Here is a 20,658-nt window from a genome sequence, read left to right as displayed (position 1 = left end):
TTTTAGTTTGACCATCACGTAAAAGCCATCAATCTTTGGTTCCCTTCATATCAGAAAGGTTTGCTTCTATATCTTCTATAGTAGGCAATTGGCTTTGTATATTTTCGGGCATGAGCTTTGACAGCTGATATTCTGAAATGCCGATTGGCTGATTGGTTGCTTCCAGAGCGTATTGAGCCATCACGTTATTCTTGGTTTTGCAGATAAGCAATCCAATTGTAGGGTTGTCTGTCGGCTTCTTCTTTATATGATTGACGGCACTCACATATACTCCCAACTGTCCCAAGTGTTCACCTTTGAACTTTGTCACTTTCAGCTCAACGACCACATAGCAGCGCAGTTCCAAATGATAGAAAAGCAAATCGGGATATACCGTATCTTCGCCTACTTGTAGTGGAACTTGACTCCCGACAAAAGCAAAGCCCGTACCCAATTCAAGCAAGAAACGTGTGACATTTTTGGTAAGTCCTTGTTCCAACTCTCGCTCTCTGTATTCACCATCAAGCGTGAGGAAGTCGAAATTATAAGGGTCTTTCAATGTTTGAGCAGCCAATTCGCTTTGAGGATTAGCCAGCAGTCTTGTGAAATTATTCACAGCCTTTCCCTGTCGCTCATACAGATTGGTATCAAGGAAATTGAGAAGTACCGCACGGCTCCAACCATTTTCAACAGTCTTTTTTAAGTAGAACACGGCACGGTCAACATCCTTGCATTGCGATATGATATACAGATGATGCCCCCAAGGAACGGAGAAGAAAACCTCCTCGCTGATTTGGGCAACATGTTGTTGTTCTTTATCATCGCCTAATTGTGCAACAACTTGTTGCACAATTGTATTTCGTTGATTATAAAAGAGATACCATTGTCTAATGTATTGCAGATTCCTGTGAGACAAGCCTTTCATATCTGGAAACTCAGCCATAAGTTCACGGCTCAGTTCTTTAAGCCACCCATCGCCCCAAGACGCAGACTTCTGCTTTTCACAGATGTCCGCACCCATACGCCAATAAAGGCGAAGCAATTCTGTATTCACCTTTATTGCCGCCTTTATTTGTGTGCTGCGTATATCTTTCTTCAATTGCGAGACCCAATTTTTGAACTCGCTGTCTCCTGCCAATGTCATATTAACTGCCATAACTATTACTTTTCAAATATTGTACCAGGTTGGTAAAAAATATTATTCCTTTGGATTGAGGTCGAAAGGAAGCAGATGCATATCGTCATCACCATTATTAAATCTGTCGAAATCAGATATATATGAATGGTCTTGGATGAGCTTATATTTCTCATATTCTCCATAAGCCTTTGCTCTTGCTTCATCTTGCGAAACAGTTCCTGCCGAAGGGTTTGCCTCATAGTCCATTGCCGCAAGGAACTGGGCAAGTCGCTTTCGCCAATCTTCCATTGTTGTAATGATATGGCGTTGGGCACGAGTCTCAGCAAAGTCAAGGAATGAAGTAGTTATACCATTATGTGTGACAGCCAAGTGCATCATGTTCTGCACCATTTTGAAGAACAATTTTGTACTTTCTGATTTTGCATCATAATCAGCACTACACTCTGCATATACATCCGTTATCTTCTGATAGTAGCGACGTTCAGACGTCCGTATCTCACGGATGCGTTCCAGCAAGTCATCAAAGTAGTCCTTGCCGAAATGCTTGCCTTGTTTCAAGCGTTCGTCATCAAGTACATACCCCTTGATGATAAACTCCTTCAACACAGAAGTTGCCCATATACGAAATTGAGTTGCTTGATAGCTGTTCACACGGTAACCTACGGCAATAATGGCATCAAGGTTGTAGAACAAAGGAGTACGTTCAACATCACGCTCACCCTCAAGTTGAACTTGTTGAATTTTTCTACAAGTTGCCTCTTTTGTAAGTTCTCCACTTTCATAAATTTGAGAAAGGTGATAAGCAATCGTTGCTCGGTCTACGCCAAACAAATCTGCCATGCGTTTTTGCGACATCCAAAATGTCTCGTTGTTGAATATCACTTCAATGCGGGTTTCACCTTGTGCTGTTTTATACAGCAATATGTTGGATTCCAGTGAGTTTTGGATAAGTTCTGTGGTAGAAACGGACTGCGAAAAATATTCTCTTGCTTGTTGCACCAGAGGTTTCTTTCCGTCTGCACTTTCAGCTATAATCATGCACGCCATACGAGACAAACGGAATATGTTCACCTTTCTATATGCACCACTACCGAGCTTGACCATATCAACCGTTTGGTTGAAATGGTCATCAATCTTCATGCCTTTTTGATTGGCTACGGCAATTGCCTTATTTATGACATTTTGGAATTTCCAGTTAGTAGAATATCCCATAGCATTACAAAGGTCGCGCGAACTCCAATATTCCTTGTTGTTTTCGTCAGTCCTGCGGATAGCATCAAACGTAGGACGCATTTCTGGTATATTATCTTTCTCAGCCATATAAAACGTTCTTCTAAAATTGTCTCAACCTGGTACAAAAAATTCATTCAACCAATCCCAATTCCTTCAGATAACCTTCAATCTCCTTGTCAAGGTCGGCTCGTTTGGCTTCCAGCTCCTTGATTTCTTTCATGACGGCATGAATGTCAATAGGCTCTTCTTCCTCGAAAGTATCAACGTAACGAGGAATGTTGAGGTTGTAGTCGTTCTCAACCACTTCTTGCAGTGTGGCAAGATGGCTGTACTTTTCTATCTCCTTGCGCTCACGATAGGTATCAACAATCTTCTGAATATGCTGCGGACGGAGCTTGTTCTGGGTCTTGACCTTTTCAAACTCCTTGCTGGCATCAATAAACAGAATGTTGTCATCCTCCTTACGGCATTTCTTGAACACCAAAATACAGGTCGGGATGCTTGTGCCATAGAAGATGTTGGCAGGCAGACCGATGATGGCATCCACATAGTTCTTTTTCTCAATGAGGAAGCGGCGGATTACGCCCTCGGCATTTCCACGGAACAACACTCCATGAGGAGCGACACAAGCCATTGTGCCACCCTCATTGAGGTGGTAAATCATGTGGAGAATAAAGGCATAGTCGGCAGTCTTGCGTGGTGCCAAGCGTCCAGCCTTGCTGAAACGGTCATCGTTGTTGAACTTATCGGCAGCACTCCATTCTGCAGAGAAAGGAGGATTTGCTACCACAGCGTCAAACTGTGTATCGCCAAAAGCATCAGCCTCCAAAGTATCGCCATTCTCTATGCGGAAGTTACTGAACTTGATGCCGTGCAGAAGCATATTCATACGAGCCAAGTTGTAGGTCGTAGGGTTCTTCTCCTGTCCGAAAATCTCGTTTGCATGACCTATGCTTGCTGCACGGAGCAACAGCGAACCACTACCACAAGTTGGGTCATAGACATTGCGCAGACGAGCGTGACCGATGGTTACGATCTCTGCCAAGATACGGCTCACTTCCTGAGGAGTGTAGAACTCACCAGCTTTCTTGCCAGCACCTGCTGCAAATTGGCTAATCATATACTCGTAGGCATCACCGAGAATGTCAATCTCTTGCGATGCTTCCACACCAAAGTCAATATCATCAAGGGCAAGAAGAACGTTGCTGACCAAAGTGTTCTTGTCATCGGCAGTCTTGCCCAACTTGGGTGAAGCAAGGTCAATGTCAGAGAATAGACCTCCAAAGTCTTCTTCGCTGTCCTGTCCGAGGGTGCTGTCCTCAATACGCTTCAATGAGCGTTCGAGCATCGGCAGAATATTCTCCTTTTTCTTAATGCTCTCAATGACGGACGAGAACAGGAAGTTTGGTTCAATGAAGTAGCCGATATTTTCCAGACATTCGGTCTTGACAACCTCCTGAAGTTCTTCGCACATTGCCTTTCTTTCAGCGGTGCTCAGGCGAGCAAAGCTCGAATTTTCTATATCTTCGTCTTTCTCCATTGCCCAGAGTTCCTTGAATGTGACTTCATCATCCACCAATGCTTCATTGGCGTGTTTCTCTATCTTCTCCGACAAATACTTGTAGAAGATAAAGCCAAGGGTGAAGTACATGAAGTCGCTTGCAGACATATTGCCGCGCAGTTTGTTGGCAACTTCCCAAAGTTGGTCACGGAGTTTCTGTTGTAATTCTTCGCTCATATCGTTTGTTTTCTTTTTTCTTTTGATTATTCCCAACTGAATGTTCTTATAATAGAACGCAATTTATCGAGTATTCTTGTCAATGCCTTGCGCTTTTTTATCAGTCCCAAGTGTTTCTCCTTCAATGCCTCTTGTATGATTTCTGGCTGTTCTTTTTGCAAGTAGTCATACTCCGAGAGGTAATGATTGAGCACGGAAGCATCCAAATCTTCATCCTTTGCAAGCATATTTACGGCATTGTTACGCTCTGTGACTATGTAGTTGTTCAACCGTTCTTCAAGGTCACTCGTTCCGTCTGCCTTTTGTTTGCGAGCCATGAAATTGTCACGGTCATCATCCACATTTTTCTGGATAAATCCGTCAATGAGTTTTGCTTTACTGCGAAGTTCGGCATCCTTAATCATCGTGTCAATAATGTGCCTACGCTTTTCCGTGTAGTCCTCACTGTATGGGTTGAGATCCGCAATCAGTTCCAAAATGTAAGCCACATTGATGATGTCGCTATGCAGCAGTTCCAAGCAGAAATCGATGTCTCCCAGCCCAGTAGCATCATTCTCACTCGGGTCTGGTTCGGAAGCCATACCTGATTCGTCCTCCTGAGCTTTATAACCGCTTGACTGTTCTGTCGGTTTAGCGGCAAACGAATCGTATATGTCAAGATACTTACTGCGGAAGTCCATAAACTGCTGTTCGGTCATGCCAAGGTCATTGGCCTCCTTCTCAAACTCATTATAAATCTGTATCTCAGCATGCTTCTTGATGATGTCACGGAAAGCGAGGATAAACTGCTTCTTGTCGTTCTCACTCTGAAGATAGTCCACGAAGTGAGGTTCGGGATAATGCTCCAGGAAGTCCTTTGTCAGTTCCTGATAGTCACGCTTCACCTCATCGAAGGGCTTACGCACGATGTCTTCCAAGGGGGTGCCATTGCTGAACAGCTTGATGGCTTCGTCCACCTTGCTTTTCAAGTCGCGGAAGCAAACCACCTTACCGAAACGTTTCTTCTCGTTGAGCACACGGTTGGTTCGGCTGAAGGCTTGCAGCAAGCCATGGTACTCCATGTTTTTGTCAACATAGAGTGTGTTGAGTTTCTTGCTGTCAAAGCCGGTAAGGAACATACCGACAACCAAGCAGAGGTCAAGAGGCTTCATGTCTGCCTTCTTTTTCTTCATGCGGAGGTTGATGTCATCGTAATATGCACGGAAGTTTTCTGTAGTGAAACTCGTTCCATACATATTATTATAGTCATCCATGATGGCTTGCAATTCGTCTGCATCGCCTGTGCTGTCACTTGCAAAGCCACCGGTGTTCATACCGGTCTGCTCATCGTCTTGACTACCGTTGGCAGCGTATGTGAACACCGCTCCGATTCTAATCTTCGGATTGAGGCTCTTGAATATCTTGTAGTAACGGATTAGCATCGGCACTGACTGCACGGCAAACAATGCGTCGAACTCACCGTCGAATGTTGACTTATTGAAATTATTAAGGATGAATTTGGCGATCTCCGTCATGCGGTCTTGGTCGGCATTATCCACATCCTCATTGCCGTGGTAATACTCCACAAGAAAACCAAGCACATTTTCATCGGCAATGGCATCCTTTATCAAGTATTTGTGAAGACAGTTGCCGAAGATTTCCTTTGTGGTATGTCCGTCCACAGCATTTTCTACAAAGATAGGCGTGCCCGTAAATCCGAACATCTGCGTATTGTCGAAGAACTTCACGATGTTCTTGTGGCAATCTCCGAAATGGCTTCGATGACACTCATCGAATATCATCACGATGCGAGAATGACGTATTTCCTCAATACGGCTGCTATACCACTGCTTGCTTACAGCAGCATTGAGTTTCTGAATGGTGGTAATGATAATCTTCGAATTGCTGTGCAGACGCTTCACCAATTCGTCCGTATTGTCCGTGCTGTCCACGGCTCCTGGCTCAAAAGCCTCGTATTCGGCTTGGGTCTGCGTGTCAAGGTCATGACGGTCAACCACGAACATCACCTTGTCCACGTCGTCCAACTCAGACACAAGTTGGGCTGCCTTGAAAGAAGTCAAGGTTTTGCCTGCTCCTGTTGTATGCCAGATATAACCATTATCGTTGGAGTTTTCCACACGGTCGAGAATCTTCTCCACGGCATAGAACTGATAAGGACGAAGCACCATCAGACACTTGTCACCCTCATGCAAGACGATATACTTACCGATATTCTTGCCCAACGTACACTTGTCGAAGAACACAGTGGCAAACTTCTCCAAGTCGTTGAACGGAACGTTGGCGGCATCAGTCCAGTTGAATGTGAACTTATAGCCACTATTCGGGTTGTTGGCGAAATAGCGAGTGTTCACGCCATTGGATATGACAAACAACTGGATGTAATCAAACAGTCCATGAAAAGAAGTCTTGTGATAGCGTTGTATCTGGTTGTATGCCTGTTTCAGTTCCACACCTCTGCGCTTCAGTTCTATCTGAACCAATGGCAGACCATTGATAAGTATAGTCACATCGTAACGGCATTTCTTTCTTCCTTCAACCGTGATTTGATTGGATACTTGAAACTCGTTCTGACACCAGTGAGTGCGGTTCAAGAACTCCACCCACAGACGTTCACCGCTTTCCAGTTCAAGAGGAAAGAGGTCACGCAGTTTCTTTGCCTTTTCAAAGCGAGTGCCACCTTCAAGATAGATGAGTATCTTCTCAAACTCAGACTCCGTAAACTCTGTGCGTCCAAGTTCCTCCAATTTCTTCTTGTTGTGTTTCTCCAACTGCCTTTTGAAATTGGCAGACAGGTTCTTCTCCTCTTCAATATGAACATACTCGTAGTTCATCTTTTGAAGAGTATCTATAAGTCCGTTTTCGAGGGCGGCTTCACTTTGTACTGGCATATCTTATTTCTTTTTATCGTCATTATGGCTATTGCCATTCCGCCTACAAAGATAACTTTTTTTCACGAGAAAACACAACTATTTTATATTTCCCACATGTTCTTCTTTTCAAAATCATGTTCTTCATGTCTAAAAAACATTGTCTCTATTGTCGTTTTAATCATCTGTCTTGCCATGCAAATATCGTACAAAGAGTAAAAAGCTGTTACAAAATAAAAATTGATTATAGAGTTCCGGTTTACTGTTTTTACGGTGTTTTGCTGTGCAAACAGCGCCCGAGTTTAACGATAGCGCCACTTTTACACTACAATAGTGCCACTATTAGAGTGCAATAGTGGCTCATTTGCATGACAATAGCGGCTGTATTGGAGTGCAAAAGTGGCTCTATTGCAACCCAATGATGCTTGTTTTGCTCCGTCATTCATTGCACACTTCTCTTCTTAGCAGCATAATCAGCTGTATTTCAGTACACTATCACTGCACGCTCAAAACTCAAGAATTTCGCACCAAAGATTTTGTTGTGCGCTGAACGAGGAGTATTGAGCGTTAGAAATGCAAATATAAGATAGGCATACCGTCAAAAAAAGCGACAACGCATCCCGTAATTGGCTTTTTTTTCATAAATTTGCAGATTGAATTGACAGACACCTTATTTTAAAGAACAACAATAACAGTTATTCTTCATGGATATAAAAAAATCAGAATTCACGATATCTTCGGCTACAGTAAGCCAGTGCCCGAAGGACACCAAGCCCGAGTTTGCGTTCATCGGACGCTCCAACGTGGGCAAGTCGAGCCTCATCAACATGCTCTGCAACCGCAAGGGACTTGCCAAGACGTCTGCCACGCCCGGCAAGACGCTGCTCATCAATCACTTTATCATCAACAATGAGTGGTACCTCGTTGACCTTCCAGGTTATGGCTTCGCAAAACGATCGAAGACCGTGCAGAAGAAGCTCGACCAGATGATTACGTCTTACATCCTGCAGCGCGAGCAGCTCGTCAACACCTTCGTGCTCATCGACATACGTCATGACCCGATGAAGATAGACACGGACTTCATCAACTGGCTCGGCGAAAGCTCGGTGCCCTTCTCCATCATCTTCACCAAGGCGGACAAGCTCGGACCGGTGAAGGCGAAGCAGAACGCTGGCAAGTGGATGGCAGCGCTCAAGGACCAATGGGAGGAGCTGCCACCTTACTTCATCACCAGCTCGGAGAAGCGTACAGGAAAAGACGAGGTACTGACATATATTGAGGATATCCTCAAATCAATAGCAACAGAAGAAAAATGACACCATTACTCGACGTTCAGAACATATCGAAAGCTTTCGGAGCACACGTACTCTTCAAGAACATCTCGTTCTCCATCGGAGAGGGTCAGCACGTGGGTCTGATTGCCAAGAACGGCACGGGAAAGTCAACCCTGCTGTCGCTCCTCTCGGGAAAGGACAGCTGCGACTCGGGAAGCATAATCTTCCGTCGCGACATCCGCGTGGGATTCTTGGAGCAGTCGCCGGTATTCGACCCTGACGAGTCGGTGCTCGACGCTTGCTTTAATCATCACGGCGAGGCGGACAAGGTGCTCAAGGCAAAGCAGATTCTCACACAGCTCCGCATCACGGACCTCAACCAGCCCATGCGTGAGCTGAGCGGCGGACAGCAGAAGCGCATCGCCCTTGCCAACGTGCTCATCACGGAGCCTGACTTCCTTATCCTCGACGAGCCCACCAACCACCTCGACCTTGACATGATAGAATGGCTGGAGGGCTATCTCTCGCGCGGCAACAAGACGCTGCTCATGGTGACGCACGACCGTTATTTCCTCGACCGCGTGTGCAACATCATCCTCGAACTTGACGACAAGACGGTTTATACGTATCGCGGCAACTTCCAGTATTACATGGAGAAGCGTCAGGAACGCATCGACGCCACAAGAGCCGAGATAGAGCGTGCCAACAACCTATATCGCCGTGAGCTGGAATGGATGCGCCGCCAGCCGCAGGCTCGCGGACATAAGGCACGTTACCGCGAAGAGGCTTTTTACGACCTCGAAAGCAAAGCCAAGCAGCGAATCGAGGAAAGACAGATGCGTCTGAAATCGAAGAACGTATACATCGGCTCGAAGATTTTCGAATGTCAGTACGTTTCGAAGGCGTTCGACGACAAGATTATTCTGCGCGACTTCTACTATAACTTCCAACGCTTCGAGAAGATGGGCATCGTCGGAAACAACGGCACGGGAAAGTCGACGTTCATCAAGATGCTCCTCGGAGAGGTGGCGCCTGACAGCGGTTCGTTCGACATCGGCGACACCGTACGCTTCGGCTATTTCTCGCAGGAAGGCATGAAGTTTGACGACCAGCAGCGCGTCATCGACATCATCTCGGACATCGCCGACTATATAGATTATGGTGGAGGCAAGCACATCACAGCCACACAGCTCCTGCAGCACTTCCTCTTCACGCCCGAACAGCAATACGACTACGTGTATAAGCTTTCCGGCGGCGAGCGACGCAAGCTATATCTGTGTACGGTGCTGATGCGCAATCCCAACTTCCTCGTACTCGACGAGCCCACCAACGACCTTGACATCCAGACACTTGAGGTGCTGGAGGAATACCTGCAGGACTTCCCCGGATGCGTCATCATCGTATCGCACGACCGCTTCTTTATGGACAAGATTGTGGACCATCTGCTTGTCTTCAGAGGACAGGGTGTCATAAAGGACTTCCCCGGCAATTATACGCAGTTCCGCCAATGGGAGTCGCTGGCTTCGAAGGAGGAGAGCGTGGCTAAGGCAAACGCTGAAACGGAGAAGAAGGAGAAGCGCGAGTTCGTGGGCGAACAGCGCAGAAAGAAGACATATAAGGAGAAATGTGAGTTTGAACGCCTGGAGAAAGAGATAGCCCAGCTGGAGAAAGAGCAAGCCGAACTGGAGGAAGCTCTTTGCAGCGGCACACTCTCTGTGGACGAACTCACGGAGAAAAGCAAACGCCTCCCTCTGCTCAAAGATGAGCTTGAGACCAAGGAAATGAGGTGGCTCGAATTATCAGAAATAGAGGGTTGAGAGGTGGGGCTTCCACCCCTCAACCATTTTTCACACCCGATTTTCACTATTTTTCAGAAAAAACATTGCCGCAAACATTGCAATATAAATAAAATTGTGTAAGTTTGCAGACGTTACTAAAGACCTTAAAAGCATGAAACACCTGACATTATGCTCAAATACGGAGCGACGCCTCACTTTTTATCTGGCTATGGAGGAATATGCAGCACGGCATTTGCCCGCTGACGACTATTTCTTTATGTGGCAAGTAGAACCAACCGTGATATTCGGTCGCAACCAGCTAATACAGAGCGAGGTGAACCTTGACTACTGTCGGGAACATAACATTCAGACATACAGACGCAAGAGCGGAGGAGGATGTGTTTATGCGGACAAGACCAACATCATGTTCTCATACATCACGCCGGACGACAACGTCAGCCTTACCTTCGGCAAATACATCGACATGGTGACGCTTATGCTGCAGGGACTCGGCATTCCTGCCGTGGCAAGCGGACGAAACGACATCATGATTGACGGCAAGAAGGTGTCAGGCAACGCCTTCTATCACATCCCAGGACGCAGCATCGTGCACGGCACCATGCTTTACGACACAAACATGCAGAATATGGTGGGTGCCATAACGCCGTCAAACGACAAGCTGGTTTCGAAAGGCATACAGAGCGTACGTCAGCACATAACATTGCTGAAAGACTATATATCGCTCAACATAGAGGAGTTTAAGGAGCACGTCGTGAAGTCGCTCTGCACCTCCACCATCGTGCTGGACGAGGAAGCCATCAAGGAGATAGAACACATTGAGGAGGAATACCTCACCACGGAATTCATCTACGGCAACAACCCACGATACAACATCGTACGCAAGGGACGCATCAACGGAGTCGGCGACTTCATGGTTAACCTTGAGATGAAGAACGACGTGATAAAGGACATCGACATAAAGGGCGACTTCTTCCTTGTAGGCGACATCGCCAACCAGCTGCTCACGCACCTTCAGGGCATACCTCTCACAAGAGAAGCCATAGAGAAAGCATTGCCGGAACAGCTCGACAACGTAATCCTCGGTCTGAAACGTGACGACCTGACAGAAATCCTTATAAACGGATAAAACCTAACACTGAAATTATAACCTAAAGCTACTAAATATGGAAAAGAAGACATGTCTCTATGACAAGCACGTGGCTCTCGGAGCCTTGATGCAACCTTTTGGCGGATTCATTATGCCAATCCAATACACGAACATTACTGACGAGCACAACGCTGTAAGACAGCACTCTGGCGTTTTCGACGTTTCTCACATGGGTGAGGTGACCGTAAAGGGTCCTGACGCAGAGCGTTATGTCAACCATATCTTCACCGGTGACGTGAAGGGTGCTGAGCCTGGAAAGATTTTCTATGGTATGATGTGCTACGAGAATGGCGGTACGGTGGACGACCTCCTCGTCTACAAGATGGCTGAGAACGACTTTTTCCTCGTTATCAACGCCGCTAACATCGACAAGGACGTGGAGTGGATGAAGTCACACCTTGAGGGATATGACGTGGAATTCGCCAACCGTTCGGACTATTACGGACAGCTCGCTGTTCAGGGTCCTGAGGCAGAGGCTGTCGTAGAGGAAGTGCTCGGACTGGCATGCAAGGACCTCGTGTTCTATACATCAAAGACTATCGACGTTGATGGCGAGACCATCATCATCAGCCGTACCGGCTATACTGGAGAAGACGGATTCGAGATTTACGCTTCTCACGACTTCATCATCAAGCAGTGGGACAAGCTTATTGAGTCAGGACGCTGCAAGCCTTGCGGTCTCGGCTGCCGCGACACTCTCCGTTTCGAGGTGGGTTTGCCTCTTTACGGCGACGAGCTGTCAGCTGACATCACTCCCGTTATGGCTGGTCTCAGCATGTTCTGCAAGCTCGACAAGGAAGAGTTTATCGGCAAGGAGGCTCTTGCAAAGCAGAAGGCAGAGGGCCCGCAGAAGCGAGTTATCGGCATAGAGCTTCAGGATCGCGCCATTCCTCGTCACGGATACAAGGTGCTCCACGAAGGTGAGGAGATCGGCGAGGTGACCACCGGTTACCATACCATCTCTACAGACAAGTCGGTCTGCATGGCTCTCATCGACGCCAAGTATGCTAAGCTTGGCACAGAGCTGGAGATACAGATCCGCAAGAAGACTTATCCCGGCGTAGTGGTGAAGAAGCGTTTCTACGACAAGCACTACAAGAAGTAAGAAAATACAACTAAGACAATATTATTAAAAACCTAAAAACAATAAACAATCATGGCAAAAGTAATTGAAGGACTCTACTACTCAGAGTCACACGAATATGTAAAGGTAGAAGGCGATTTCGCTTATGTAGGCATCACCGATTATGCTCAGCACGCATTGGGCAACGTGGTTTACGTTGACATGCCCGAGGTGGACGACGAGGTAGAGGCTGAAGAGGACTTCGGCGCTGTAGAGAGCGTAAAGGCTGCCAGCGACCTTATCTCTCCCGTGTCTGGTACTGTAGTAGAGGTGAACGAGGCTCTCGAGGACAAGCCAGAGCTTCTCAACGAGGACGCTTTCGCTAACTGGATTATGAAGGTGGAGCTGTCTGACAAGACAGAGCTGGACAACCTTATGGACGCTGCCGCTTACGAGGAGCTCTGCAAGGAATAAGCCGACAAGCAAAAACAAGGAAACACCCCACCCCATATAACATCACCCCGTCTTCGTAAAAGAAAAAAAACTAAAAACCTATGAACTTCAAGTATTTTCCACACACAGAGGACGATATCAGGCATATGCTGGAAAAGGCAGGTATGACCTCGCTCGAAGACCTCTACTCGGATGTGCCCGAAGAGGTCAGATTCCGCGGCGAATACGACTTACCGGAGCCTAAGAGCGAAGAAGAAATACGTTCTTACTTCAAGCAGTTGGGCGACAAGAACCAGATTCTCACAGTGTTTGCTGGAGCTGGTGTCTATGACCATTATACGCCATCCGTAGTACCTAACATCATCTCTCGTTCCGAATTCCTCACAAGCTACACACCGTATCAGGCAGAAATATCACAGGGAACACTCCACTACATATTCGAATACCAGAGCATGATGGCAGAGCTTACCGGCATGGACATCTCTAACGCTTCCATGTATGACGGATCAACAGCTACTGCAGAGGCAGCCATTATGGCACTCGCTTCAACCAAGAAGACTGACACCGTGCTTGTTTCGGCTACACTCGACCCGAAGGCAGTGGCCGTTGTCAAGACTTACGCTCATTTCCATGGCTTCAAGGTGGAGACCATCGCCGAAACTGACGGCGTGACCGACAAGGCGCAGATGGAAGAAAGACTGAAGGCAGGAGGCGTGGCTGGTGTTATTGTTCAGCAGCCTAACTATCACGGCATCGTGGAGGACTATAGCGGTTTTGCTGATGCCTGCCATGCACAGAAGTCGCTCTTCGTCATCAACAGCGTAGCAGCTGACCTGGCTCTCCTCAAGACTCCAGGCGAGTGGGGAGCTGACATCGCAGTGGGCGACGGTCAGTCATTGGGCATCCCGATGGCATTCGGCGGTCCGTCTGTAGGCTATATGTGCTGCCGCGAAAAGCAGATGCGCAAGATGCCGGGACGTATTGTCGGCAAGACTGTAGACAATCGCGGACAGCGCGTTTACGTGCTCACACTTCAGGCACGCGAACAGCACATCCGTCGTCAGAAAGCCACATCCAACATCTGCTCTAACGAGTCGCTCATGGCTCTCTTCGTCACCATCTACATGTCTGTAATGGGTAAGGAAGGTGTGAAGGAAGCTGCTAAGATGTCATTCGACGGCGCTCACTACCTGCACGACCAGTTGCTGGAGACGGGACGCTTCGAAGAAAGATACAACCAGCCCTTCTTCAACGAGTTCTGCTTGAGATACAAGGGAGACGTTGACAGCTTGCAGAAACGTTTCATAGAGAACGGCATTATGGGCGGCATAAAGGTGGAAGCAGACACCATCATGTTTGCAGTAACAGAAAAGCGTACTAAGGAGGAGATTCATCGTCTCGTAAATATCGTAAAGGAGGAACAGCTATGAACAATCGACTATACGGAAATCTGATTTTCGAACTTTCTCGTCCGGGACGCCGTGCCTACTCGTTGCCCAAGAATGAGTTTGGCAACTATGAACTGCCCGCTGAGCAGCGCCGTGAGAAGGACGCTGAACTGCCTGAGTGCGACGAGCTGACTGTTGTTCGCCATTATACCAATCTGAGCAACAACAACTTTGGCGTGAACAACGGCTTCTACCCTCTTGGAAGCTGCACAATGAAATATAATCCCGTTATAAACGAAGAGATGGCGGCTCTGACGTCGTTCTCGGCTCTCCATCCGCTGCAGCCGGCATACACATGCCAGGGCGCTCTTCAGCTTTATTACGAGATGCAGAAGGCTCTTTCTGCCCTTACCGGCCTGAAGGAGTTCACACTCAATCCGTTCGCTGGAGCACACGGCGAGCTTACAGGTCTGATGGTTATCCGCGCTTACCACCAGAGTCGTGGCGACCTGAAGCGTACTAAGGTTATCGTACCTGACTCGGCTCACGGCACCAACCCTGCTTCTGCTGCTGTCTGCGGACTGGAGATTGTGGAGGTGAAGTCAACAGCCAATGGCGTAGTGGACGTTAATGACCTCCGTGGTCTGCTCGACGACACCATCGCAGCTGTGATGATGACCAACCCCAACACTCTCGGTCTCTTCGAGCGTGAGATTCCTGAGATTCAGCGCCTCGTTCACGAGTGCGGCGGTCTGATGTATTATGATGGAGCTAACCTCAACCCGATGCTCGGCGCTTGCCGTCCTGGCGATATGGGATTCGACGTTATGCACATCAATCTGCACAAGACATTCTCTACACCTCACGGCGGCGGCGGTCCTGGTTCGGGTCCTGTTGGCGTACGCGAAGGTCTGGAGAATCTGCTCCCCGTTCCAAAGGTGGCAAAGGAGGCAGACGGCACATACCGCATCGTAACAACGGACGACAGCAACATCCATGTGGGCGAGTTCTTCGGCAACTTCGCCGTGATGATGCGTGCTTACAGCTACATCCTTACATTGGGACGTGAGCACGTACGCATGGTCGGTCCGCTCGCCACTCTCGCTGCCAACTACATCAAGGAGTCGCTCCGCGACGACTATGAATTGCCCATCCCGACTGTCTGCAAGCACGAGTTTGTGTTTGACGGTCTGAAGGACAAGAGCACCGGCGTTACCACAATGGACGTAGCAAAGCGTCTGCTCGACTATGGCTACCACGCTCCTACCATCTACTTCCCGCTGCTCTTCCACGAGGCAATGATGATAGAGCCGACGGAGAACGAAAGCGTAGAGACTCTCGACGCATTCATCGACGTTATGCACAAGATTGCAGAGGAGGCTCGCACCAATCCTGAGATTGTGAAGACTGCTCCGCACAACACACCTACAGGTCGTGTGGACGACGTGCTGGCAGCCAAGCAGCCTATCCTTACTTGGAAACAGGAACAAGGACAGGCATAATAAGGTAAACCTGAAAATAAACAGATAGATTATGAACAATTCTGATCTTATCATAATAGGTTCCGGTCCCGGAGGCTACAGAGCCGCTCACTTTGCTGCGACAAACGGTCTGTCTGTCGTAATCATTGAGGCAAAGGAGGCTGGTGGCACCTGTCTGAACAGAGGATGTATTCCCACAAAGACATTATGCCGCAACGCCGAAGTGGTGGAGACCGTAAGAAAGGCAGCTGCGTTCGGCGCAGAGGCTTCTCTTGGCGCCATTGACTTCGCAAAGGTGATAGAGCGTAAGGACCAGGTGGTTAGCCAGTTGCGCAGCGGCATCGAACTCTTGATGCAGACTCCCGGCATCACATTCGTAAAGGGAACAGCAAGCTTCAAGGACGCTCATACCGTGGCAGTAGGCGACGAGCTTTACACCGCCAAGAACATCATCATCGCCACCGGAAGCGAAGCCAAGATGCCCCCAATAGAGGGCATCAACGTTCCTGGTGTGGTTACGTCAACAGAGCTTCTTGCTCTCACCACATTGCCACGCCGCCTCTGCATCATCGGTGCAGGAGTTATAGGAATGGAGTTTGCCTCCATCTTCAGCAGCTTGGGTAGCGAGGTTAAGGTTATAGAGTTCCTCAAGGAATGTCTTCCCACTCTCGATTCGGACATCGCCAAGCGTCTTCGTCAGGCTATCTCGAAGCGCGGAGTAGACTTCTCTATGCAGTCAGGCGTCAAGTCAATCCGTGAAGAGAACGCGGAGGACGGATCACGTCAGCTCGTTGTCACCTTCGAGAAGAAGGGCAAGGCTTCTGAGGTAAGCGCAGACATCGTGCTCGTTGCCACTGGTCGTCGTGCCGTTGTTGAGGGTCTCAACCTTGAGGCAGCAGGCATCGAGTGTGGTCGTACCGGCATCGTTGTGGACGACAACTTCCAGACCAACGTAGAGGGCGTATATGCCATCGGCGACGTTAACGGACGTTGTATGCTTGCACACGCTGCAACATTCCAAGGTCTGCACGTTGTTCGCCGCATACTTGGCAAAGAGGACAACATCCGCTTTGACATTATGCCGTCGGCAATCTTCACAACTCCCGAGGCAGCAAGCGTCGGCAAGAGTGAGGACAACCTTAAGGATGCCGGCACAGAATACGTATGCCGCAAGGGATTCTATCGTTCCAACGGTAAGGCTCTCGCTATGGATGCCACGGACGGCATGATCAAGCTGTTCGTCACTCCAGAGGACGGACGCATTCTCGGTTGCCACGCTTATGGCGCACATTCTTCTGACATCATTCAGGAGGTGGCAGCACTCATGAACAAGGATGCTACAGTAAGCGAATTGGCAGACATCATCCACACACACCCCACCCTTTCAGAGGTTCTTCATGACATAAGCCTCTAAGGTTAGGGCATTAACGGAAAAACAACAAACAGGACGGAGCGCAGTAACAACAGTTACTGACACTCCGTCCTTTTATTTTTAGCAAATAAATTGTTTTCAAGATAGAAGGTTACTTTTTACGTACTCTATACCATTAACGATAAAGCGAACAATTCAAATTAATAATCAATATAAAACCAGAAAGCTATGTTAGTTATTCATTGTAAGGACAAGCAGTTGGCATTGGCATCCACAATATATGAGAATCTGGATGCGAAAGTGGTGGAAGATGAATGGTATGAGCGCGGTGGCGTAGGCCCATTGCTGGCACAGACTCCTCCTGAAGAGCCGATATTGATATTCGGAGATGGTGATAGAGACGGACTATATTCCAACAAGTTCAATCATGAAATCCAACTTGACCCGACAAGATTTGACGAGCCGAAATACTTTGAGCATGTTGCTGCATGCATCACGCATCCTGTTTATATCTTGAATAAGATTCAAGGTTATCTCCTGCGCAAACATAACGGACATATTATAGGAATATGGCCTGAATCGTCAAGGTTTGCACGACGCCATAAACTGCACGGACTGTTCACCAAAGAATTTTATCATAACGCCAAGGATGCGGAGCATATTGGAACAATGACGCTCAACTCATACATAGACGACTCAAACGAAGTGCTCTATAGAACTTTAGGCGAGATGTTAGGCAATAACGTATCTCTCCGACGCATACCAAAATTGCTGAAGGAAGAAGCCTGGAAGTACGACCATCTCTTCACGTACAACTTTGAGAATTTCATTTACATTTAAAAAACAAAGTAGAATTATGTTAGTAGTACATCCACAAGACAGGACAACCGATGTGCTCCAGCTCCTTTATGAAGGACTTGAAGCAAAAGTGATCACAAAAGAATATTCCAATCGGATGATGGGGCAATTCTTGCATAGCACTTCCATAAGAGATCGCATCATGCTGCTTGGTCATGGTAGTGAAAGAGGACTTTATTACCGTAAGAATGATGAAGAGGAAGGCTTCGACGGCATCATCGTAGGTCATCCGCAAGCCTATCAGCTTCGCCGACACGGCAGCAATATGATTGGCATCTGGTGTCATGCAGTAGAGTTTGCCAAGGCTGAAGGACTGCATGGACTATTCTCAGGAATGATTATCTCTGAAATGAGCGAGGCTGAGGAATATGGGATAGAGACAACTCAAGACGAAATCCGCAGCTCTAACCGAACAATGTTCTGCCATTTGCGCAAGCTGATTGACGAAGAAACGCCATGGCATGAAATTCCTACACGAATGAAAGAGTTGGACGACGAACATACTCCGTTATCAGAGTTCAACTATAATAACTTTTATTATCTGTAAGAGTTTTTTTTCGTTTACGTGATAGACAAAGGTTACTTTTCGTACTCTCTTTTCATAGATAAGTGAAACAACAATCAAATATTAATATAACTATGAAAAGAGCTATTATTTTATTCTGGAAAGGACTGACGGGCATTATAGCTGCGACAGCCGAATGGTTTACGGTGATTCTTGGAATGAAAGACGAGTCGAAGTACGGCAAGTTCATTCGTCGCGTTGTTGGAGGCAGTTTCGCTTTCGTAATGTTCGCTTTCGCATGCGTTACGGCGGGAGCTTTCTTCAACGCCATCTACAACAAAGTAGTTGATCACACCCAGACAGATCATTCATACAGCTATTCCCAATATCTCTCACGTGATGTCTCATACTATGGGGATGGATATGTTTCGGACGGTTACGTGGAAACACGTGATGGCAAGAGGACAGTAAAGAACATTCTCTGGATAGCCAAGCCTTTGGGAAACGATTCGATGGTATGCTACAGCAACGGCAAGGTCAGAGGCTACTTCAATATGCTTACCGGCGATCTTACCATTAAACCGAAGTACAAGCATGCATGGATTTTCTCTGACGGACTTGCCTCTGTGGATGATGACGGATGGATAAAGTTTATCGACTCAAACGGCAATGTAGCGATAGACCCTAAGATTCCTTACATTCCTGGCGCTGACGGATATGTGTTCCACAATAACCATTGCGTCCTGCACAGTAATAAACGCGACAAGTTCGGCATGATAGACAAACAAGGCAATTGGGTGATGAAGGCAGAATATGACCGCATCCAGCCTGTCGACTCATTCTGGATAGTAAGCAAAGGAGGCAAGCAATGCATAATATCTGAAAGCATGAAAGTGGTGATGCCGTTCATAGACGCCAATCTATGGGTGTCTGGCAATAAGATATCAGCAGAAATGGCAGACCATACATTACGCTATTATGATTTGCAGGGCAATCTGACGGATGACTTCCTAATCAGCGGAATAAACAACTTGCTGTATGAAACCGGCGAACTACGCTATGACAAGAACGGTGAGAGTGGTGACGAATACAATCCTGATGGCGAAACGGGAACTCCATTGCCAGTGTATAAGACCGCAAGATGCAAGCGTTATGAGGCTGCAAGTGGCTGGTATGGATTGATGACGCCAGACGGAAAGGTGCTCACCGCTCCCAAATACACAGAAATCTCCGCTATTGGCTACGACCTGTATTTCTGCCGAAAGGGATATGCAAGTGGTGAAGTGGTGAACGGAAAGGGAATAAAAGTAAAATAGATCGAAAAGATGGAGGACGAAAAGATGGAGACTTCAAAGACAGAAAGAGATTGGTTACGCAATATCAGCGAGAAGAGAACGACACCTACAGAAAAAGAAGAGAAGAAGGAAACCCAACCTAAAGCTGCCAAGAAAAAGCCGGCAGCCAAGAAGGACAGACAGAAGCATGGTCATGGTTTTGGTGACATTGCTGGCATGGACAGTCTGAAACAAATGGTCAGAGAAGGATTCATCAACATTCTCCAGAACCATGAACTGGCTGAAGCATACGGCATTCGTCCCCCTTCGATGCTCTTCTACGGTCCGGCAGGATGCGGCAAGACATTCTTCGCAGAGAAAATGGCAGAGGAAGTGGGCATACATTTTATAAAGGTGGTGCCTGACGACATTGCAAGCTCCTTGGTGCACGGTACGCAAGAGAAGATTGGCGAGCTGTTTAAGGATGCGGAGAAGCACGCCCCCACCCTGCTCTTCTTCGACGAATTCGATGCTATGGTGCCTCGTCGTACTGGAAATGAGAATAACCAGCACTACGACAATGAGGTAAACGAGTTTCTTTGTATGCTCAACAATGCCTCGGAGAAAGGCATCTACGTGCTTGCCGCTACCAACCATCCAGAGCGCATCGACAAGGCTGTGCTCCGTACTGGACGAATTGACGAGCTGGTGTATGTGGACATGCCTGACAACGAAGCCCGTAAGAATCTGTTCTTATTAGAGTTAGCTAAGTTGCCCAAAGACGAGGACATTGATATGGAACGTCTTGCTGAACTAACCGAAGGCTACAACTGCAGCGACATCACCTACATTGTCAAGTCTGCCGCACGCAAGAAGTTCAACGAGGCTGTAGACAGCGAGGACCGCCAACTACGTCGTATCACACAATCGCAGCTTGAGGAGATTATCGCCAAACGCAGTCCGTCGGTCAGCAGACACGACATCCGAGAGTTCGAACGAGTGCGTAGCGAATTCTCACCCAAAGACGAAGGCTGCAAGCATGTCAGCATAGGGTTCTGCTAATAATAAACAACGATTAATAACTAAATA

General features: G+C 47.6%; 16 protein-coding genes. 12 read left to right on the top strand and 4 right to left on the bottom strand.

Going from position 1 to position 20,658, the window contains the following annotated elements; all coding sequences use genetic code 11:
- Positions 1-28: 28 nt before the first annotated feature.
- From CHL74_RS02200 to CHL74_RS02185, 4 genes are read right to left on the bottom strand one after another with little or no spacing between them, the layout of a single operon-like run.
- On the bottom strand, positions 29-1,135 hold the full coding sequence (locus CHL74_RS02200; RefSeq protein WP_094879495.1) for a PDDEXK nuclease domain-containing protein: 1,107 nt from the start codon (positions 1,133-1,135) through the stop codon (positions 29-31).
- A 42-nt stretch (positions 1,136-1,177) separates the two neighbouring features.
- Positions 1,178-2,437 carry a RhuM family protein gene (gene rhuM / locus CHL74_RS02195; protein WP_176452148.1) on the bottom strand — a complete coding sequence of 420 codons (1,260 nt, stop codon included), beginning with the start codon at positions 2,435-2,437 and terminating at the stop codon, positions 1,178-1,180.
- A gap of 43 nt (positions 2,438-2,480) precedes the next feature.
- Complete coding sequence (locus CHL74_RS02190; protein WP_094879576.1) at positions 2,481-4,088, bottom strand: type I restriction-modification system subunit M; 1,608 nt, start codon at positions 4,086-4,088, stop codon at positions 2,481-2,483.
- Positions 4,089-4,114: 26 nt separating this feature from the next.
- On the bottom strand, positions 4,115-6,976 hold the full coding sequence (locus tag CHL74_RS02185; protein ID WP_094879494.1) for a type I restriction endonuclease subunit R, EcoR124 family: 2,862 nt from the start codon (positions 6,974-6,976) through the stop codon (positions 4,115-4,117).
- A gap of 683 nt (positions 6,977-7,659) precedes the next feature.
- Here CHL74_RS02185 and yihA point away from each other — a divergent pair.
- The 12 genes from yihA (at position 7,660) to CHL74_RS02125 (ending at position 20,631) form a co-directional block, all read left to right on the top strand.
- Positions 7,660-8,271, top strand: coding sequence for a ribosome biogenesis GTP-binding protein YihA/YsxC (gene yihA / locus CHL74_RS02180; RefSeq protein ID WP_094879493.1), 612 nt, complete (start codon positions 7,660-7,662; stop codon positions 8,269-8,271).
- Positions 8,268-10,046, top strand: a complete 1,779-nt coding sequence (gene abc-f / locus CHL74_RS02175) for a ribosomal protection-like ABC-F family protein (RefSeq protein ID WP_094879492.1) — start codon at positions 8,268-8,270, stop codon at positions 10,044-10,046. The genes yihA and abc-f overlap by 4 nt, the downstream gene beginning before the upstream one ends.
- Positions 10,047-10,179: 133 nt before the next feature.
- Entirely contained in the window at positions 10,180-11,154 is a 975-nt protein-coding gene (locus CHL74_RS02170; protein WP_094879491.1) for a lipoate--protein ligase, read from the top strand.
- Between the two features lie 37 nt (positions 11,155-11,191).
- Positions 11,192-12,280 carry a glycine cleavage system aminomethyltransferase GcvT gene (gene gcvT / locus CHL74_RS02165; RefSeq protein WP_094879490.1) on the top strand — a complete coding sequence of 363 codons (1,089 nt, stop codon included), beginning with the start codon at positions 11,192-11,194 and terminating at the stop codon, positions 12,278-12,280.
- A gap of 51 nt (positions 12,281-12,331) precedes the next feature.
- On the top strand, positions 12,332-12,712 hold the full coding sequence (gene gcvH / locus CHL74_RS02160) for a glycine cleavage system protein GcvH (protein ID WP_094879489.1): 381 nt from the start codon (positions 12,332-12,334) through the stop codon (positions 12,710-12,712).
- A gap of 80 nt (positions 12,713-12,792) precedes the next feature.
- Positions 12,793-14,121, top strand: coding sequence for an aminomethyl-transferring glycine dehydrogenase subunit GcvPA (gene gcvPA / locus CHL74_RS02155; protein ID WP_094879488.1), 1,329 nt, complete (start codon positions 12,793-12,795; stop codon positions 14,119-14,121).
- Positions 14,118-15,581, top strand: a complete 1,464-nt coding sequence (gcvPB, locus tag CHL74_RS02150) for an aminomethyl-transferring glycine dehydrogenase subunit GcvPB (protein WP_094879487.1) — start codon at positions 14,118-14,120, stop codon at positions 15,579-15,581. The genes gcvPA and gcvPB overlap by 4 nt, the downstream gene beginning before the upstream one ends.
- Before the next feature lie 31 nt (positions 15,582-15,612).
- Positions 15,613-16,974 (top strand): dihydrolipoyl dehydrogenase, encoded by a 1,362-nt coding sequence (gene lpdA, locus CHL74_RS02145; RefSeq protein ID WP_094879486.1) that lies wholly within the window; start codon positions 15,613-15,615, stop codon positions 16,972-16,974.
- A gap of 186 nt (positions 16,975-17,160) precedes the next feature.
- On the top strand, positions 17,161-17,772 hold the full coding sequence (locus tag CHL74_RS02140) for a hypothetical protein (RefSeq protein WP_094879485.1): 612 nt from the start codon (positions 17,161-17,163) through the stop codon (positions 17,770-17,772).
- A gap of 16 nt (positions 17,773-17,788) precedes the next feature.
- Positions 17,789-18,337, top strand: a complete 549-nt coding sequence (locus CHL74_RS02135) for a hypothetical protein (RefSeq protein ID WP_094879484.1) — start codon at positions 17,789-17,791, stop codon at positions 18,335-18,337.
- A 92-nt stretch (positions 18,338-18,429) separates the two neighbouring features.
- Positions 18,430-19,611: a WG repeat-containing protein gene (locus CHL74_RS02130; protein WP_094879483.1), complete on the top strand. Its 1,182-nt coding sequence runs from the start codon at positions 18,430-18,432 to the stop codon at positions 19,609-19,611.
- 9 nt (positions 19,612-19,620) lie between these two features.
- Positions 19,621-20,631, top strand: a complete 1,011-nt coding sequence (locus CHL74_RS02125) for an ATP-binding protein (protein ID WP_094879482.1) — start codon at positions 19,621-19,623, stop codon at positions 20,629-20,631.
- Positions 20,632-20,658: the final 27 nt, after the last annotated feature.

This window comes from Prevotella sp. 885 (assembly GCF_002265625.1).
In the GTDB taxonomy this organism is placed as follows: domain Bacteria; phylum Bacteroidota; class Bacteroidia; order Bacteroidales; family Bacteroidaceae; genus Prevotella.
The sequence above is the reverse complement of the archived record's forward strand: the minus strand, read 5'-3'. Positions and strand labels throughout refer to the sequence as shown.

Bases quoted from the DNA above. Each gene is read 5' to 3' on its own strand.
- CHL74_RS02140 (WP_094879485.1), top strand. From the start codon at position 17,161: ATGTTAGTTATTCATTGTAAGGACAAGCAGTTGGCATTGGCATCCACA.
- CHL74_RS02135 (WP_094879484.1), top strand. From the start codon at position 17,789: ATGTTAGTAGTACATCCACAAGACAGGACAACCGATGTGCTCCAGCTC.
- CHL74_RS02170 (WP_094879491.1), top strand. From the start codon at position 10,180: ATGAAACACCTGACATTATGCTCAAATACGGAGCGACGCCTCACTTTT.
- lpdA (WP_094879486.1), top strand. From the start codon at position 15,613: ATGAACAATTCTGATCTTATCATAATAGGTTCCGGTCCCGGAGGCTAC.
- gcvT (WP_094879490.1), top strand. From the start codon at position 11,192: ATGGAAAAGAAGACATGTCTCTATGACAAGCACGTGGCTCTCGGAGCC.
- gcvPB (WP_094879487.1), top strand. From the start codon at position 14,118: ATGAACAATCGACTATACGGAAATCTGATTTTCGAACTTTCTCGTCCG.
- rhuM (WP_176452148.1), bottom strand. From the start codon at position 2,437: ATGGCTGAGAAAGATAATATACCAGAAATGCGTCCTACGTTTGATGCT.
- yihA (WP_094879493.1), top strand. From the start codon at position 7,660: ATGGATATAAAAAAATCAGAATTCACGATATCTTCGGCTACAGTAAGC.
- CHL74_RS02190 (WP_094879576.1), bottom strand. From the start codon at position 4,088: ATGAGCGAAGAATTACAACAGAAACTCCGTGACCAACTTTGGGAAGTT.
- CHL74_RS02185 (WP_094879494.1), bottom strand. From the start codon at position 6,976: ATGCCAGTACAAAGTGAAGCCGCCCTCGAAAACGGACTTATAGATACT.
- CHL74_RS02125 (WP_094879482.1), top strand. From the start codon at position 19,621: ATGGAGGACGAAAAGATGGAGACTTCAAAGACAGAAAGAGATTGGTTA.
- CHL74_RS02130 (WP_094879483.1), top strand. From the start codon at position 18,430: ATGAAAAGAGCTATTATTTTATTCTGGAAAGGACTGACGGGCATTATA.
- gcvH (WP_094879489.1), top strand. From the start codon at position 12,332: ATGGCAAAAGTAATTGAAGGACTCTACTACTCAGAGTCACACGAATAT.
- gcvPA (WP_094879488.1), top strand. From the start codon at position 12,793: ATGAACTTCAAGTATTTTCCACACACAGAGGACGATATCAGGCATATG.
- CHL74_RS02200 (WP_094879495.1), bottom strand. From the start codon at position 1,135: ATGGCAGTTAATATGACATTGGCAGGAGACAGCGAGTTCAAAAATTGG.
- abc-f (WP_094879492.1), top strand. From the start codon at position 8,268: ATGACACCATTACTCGACGTTCAGAACATATCGAAAGCTTTCGGAGCA.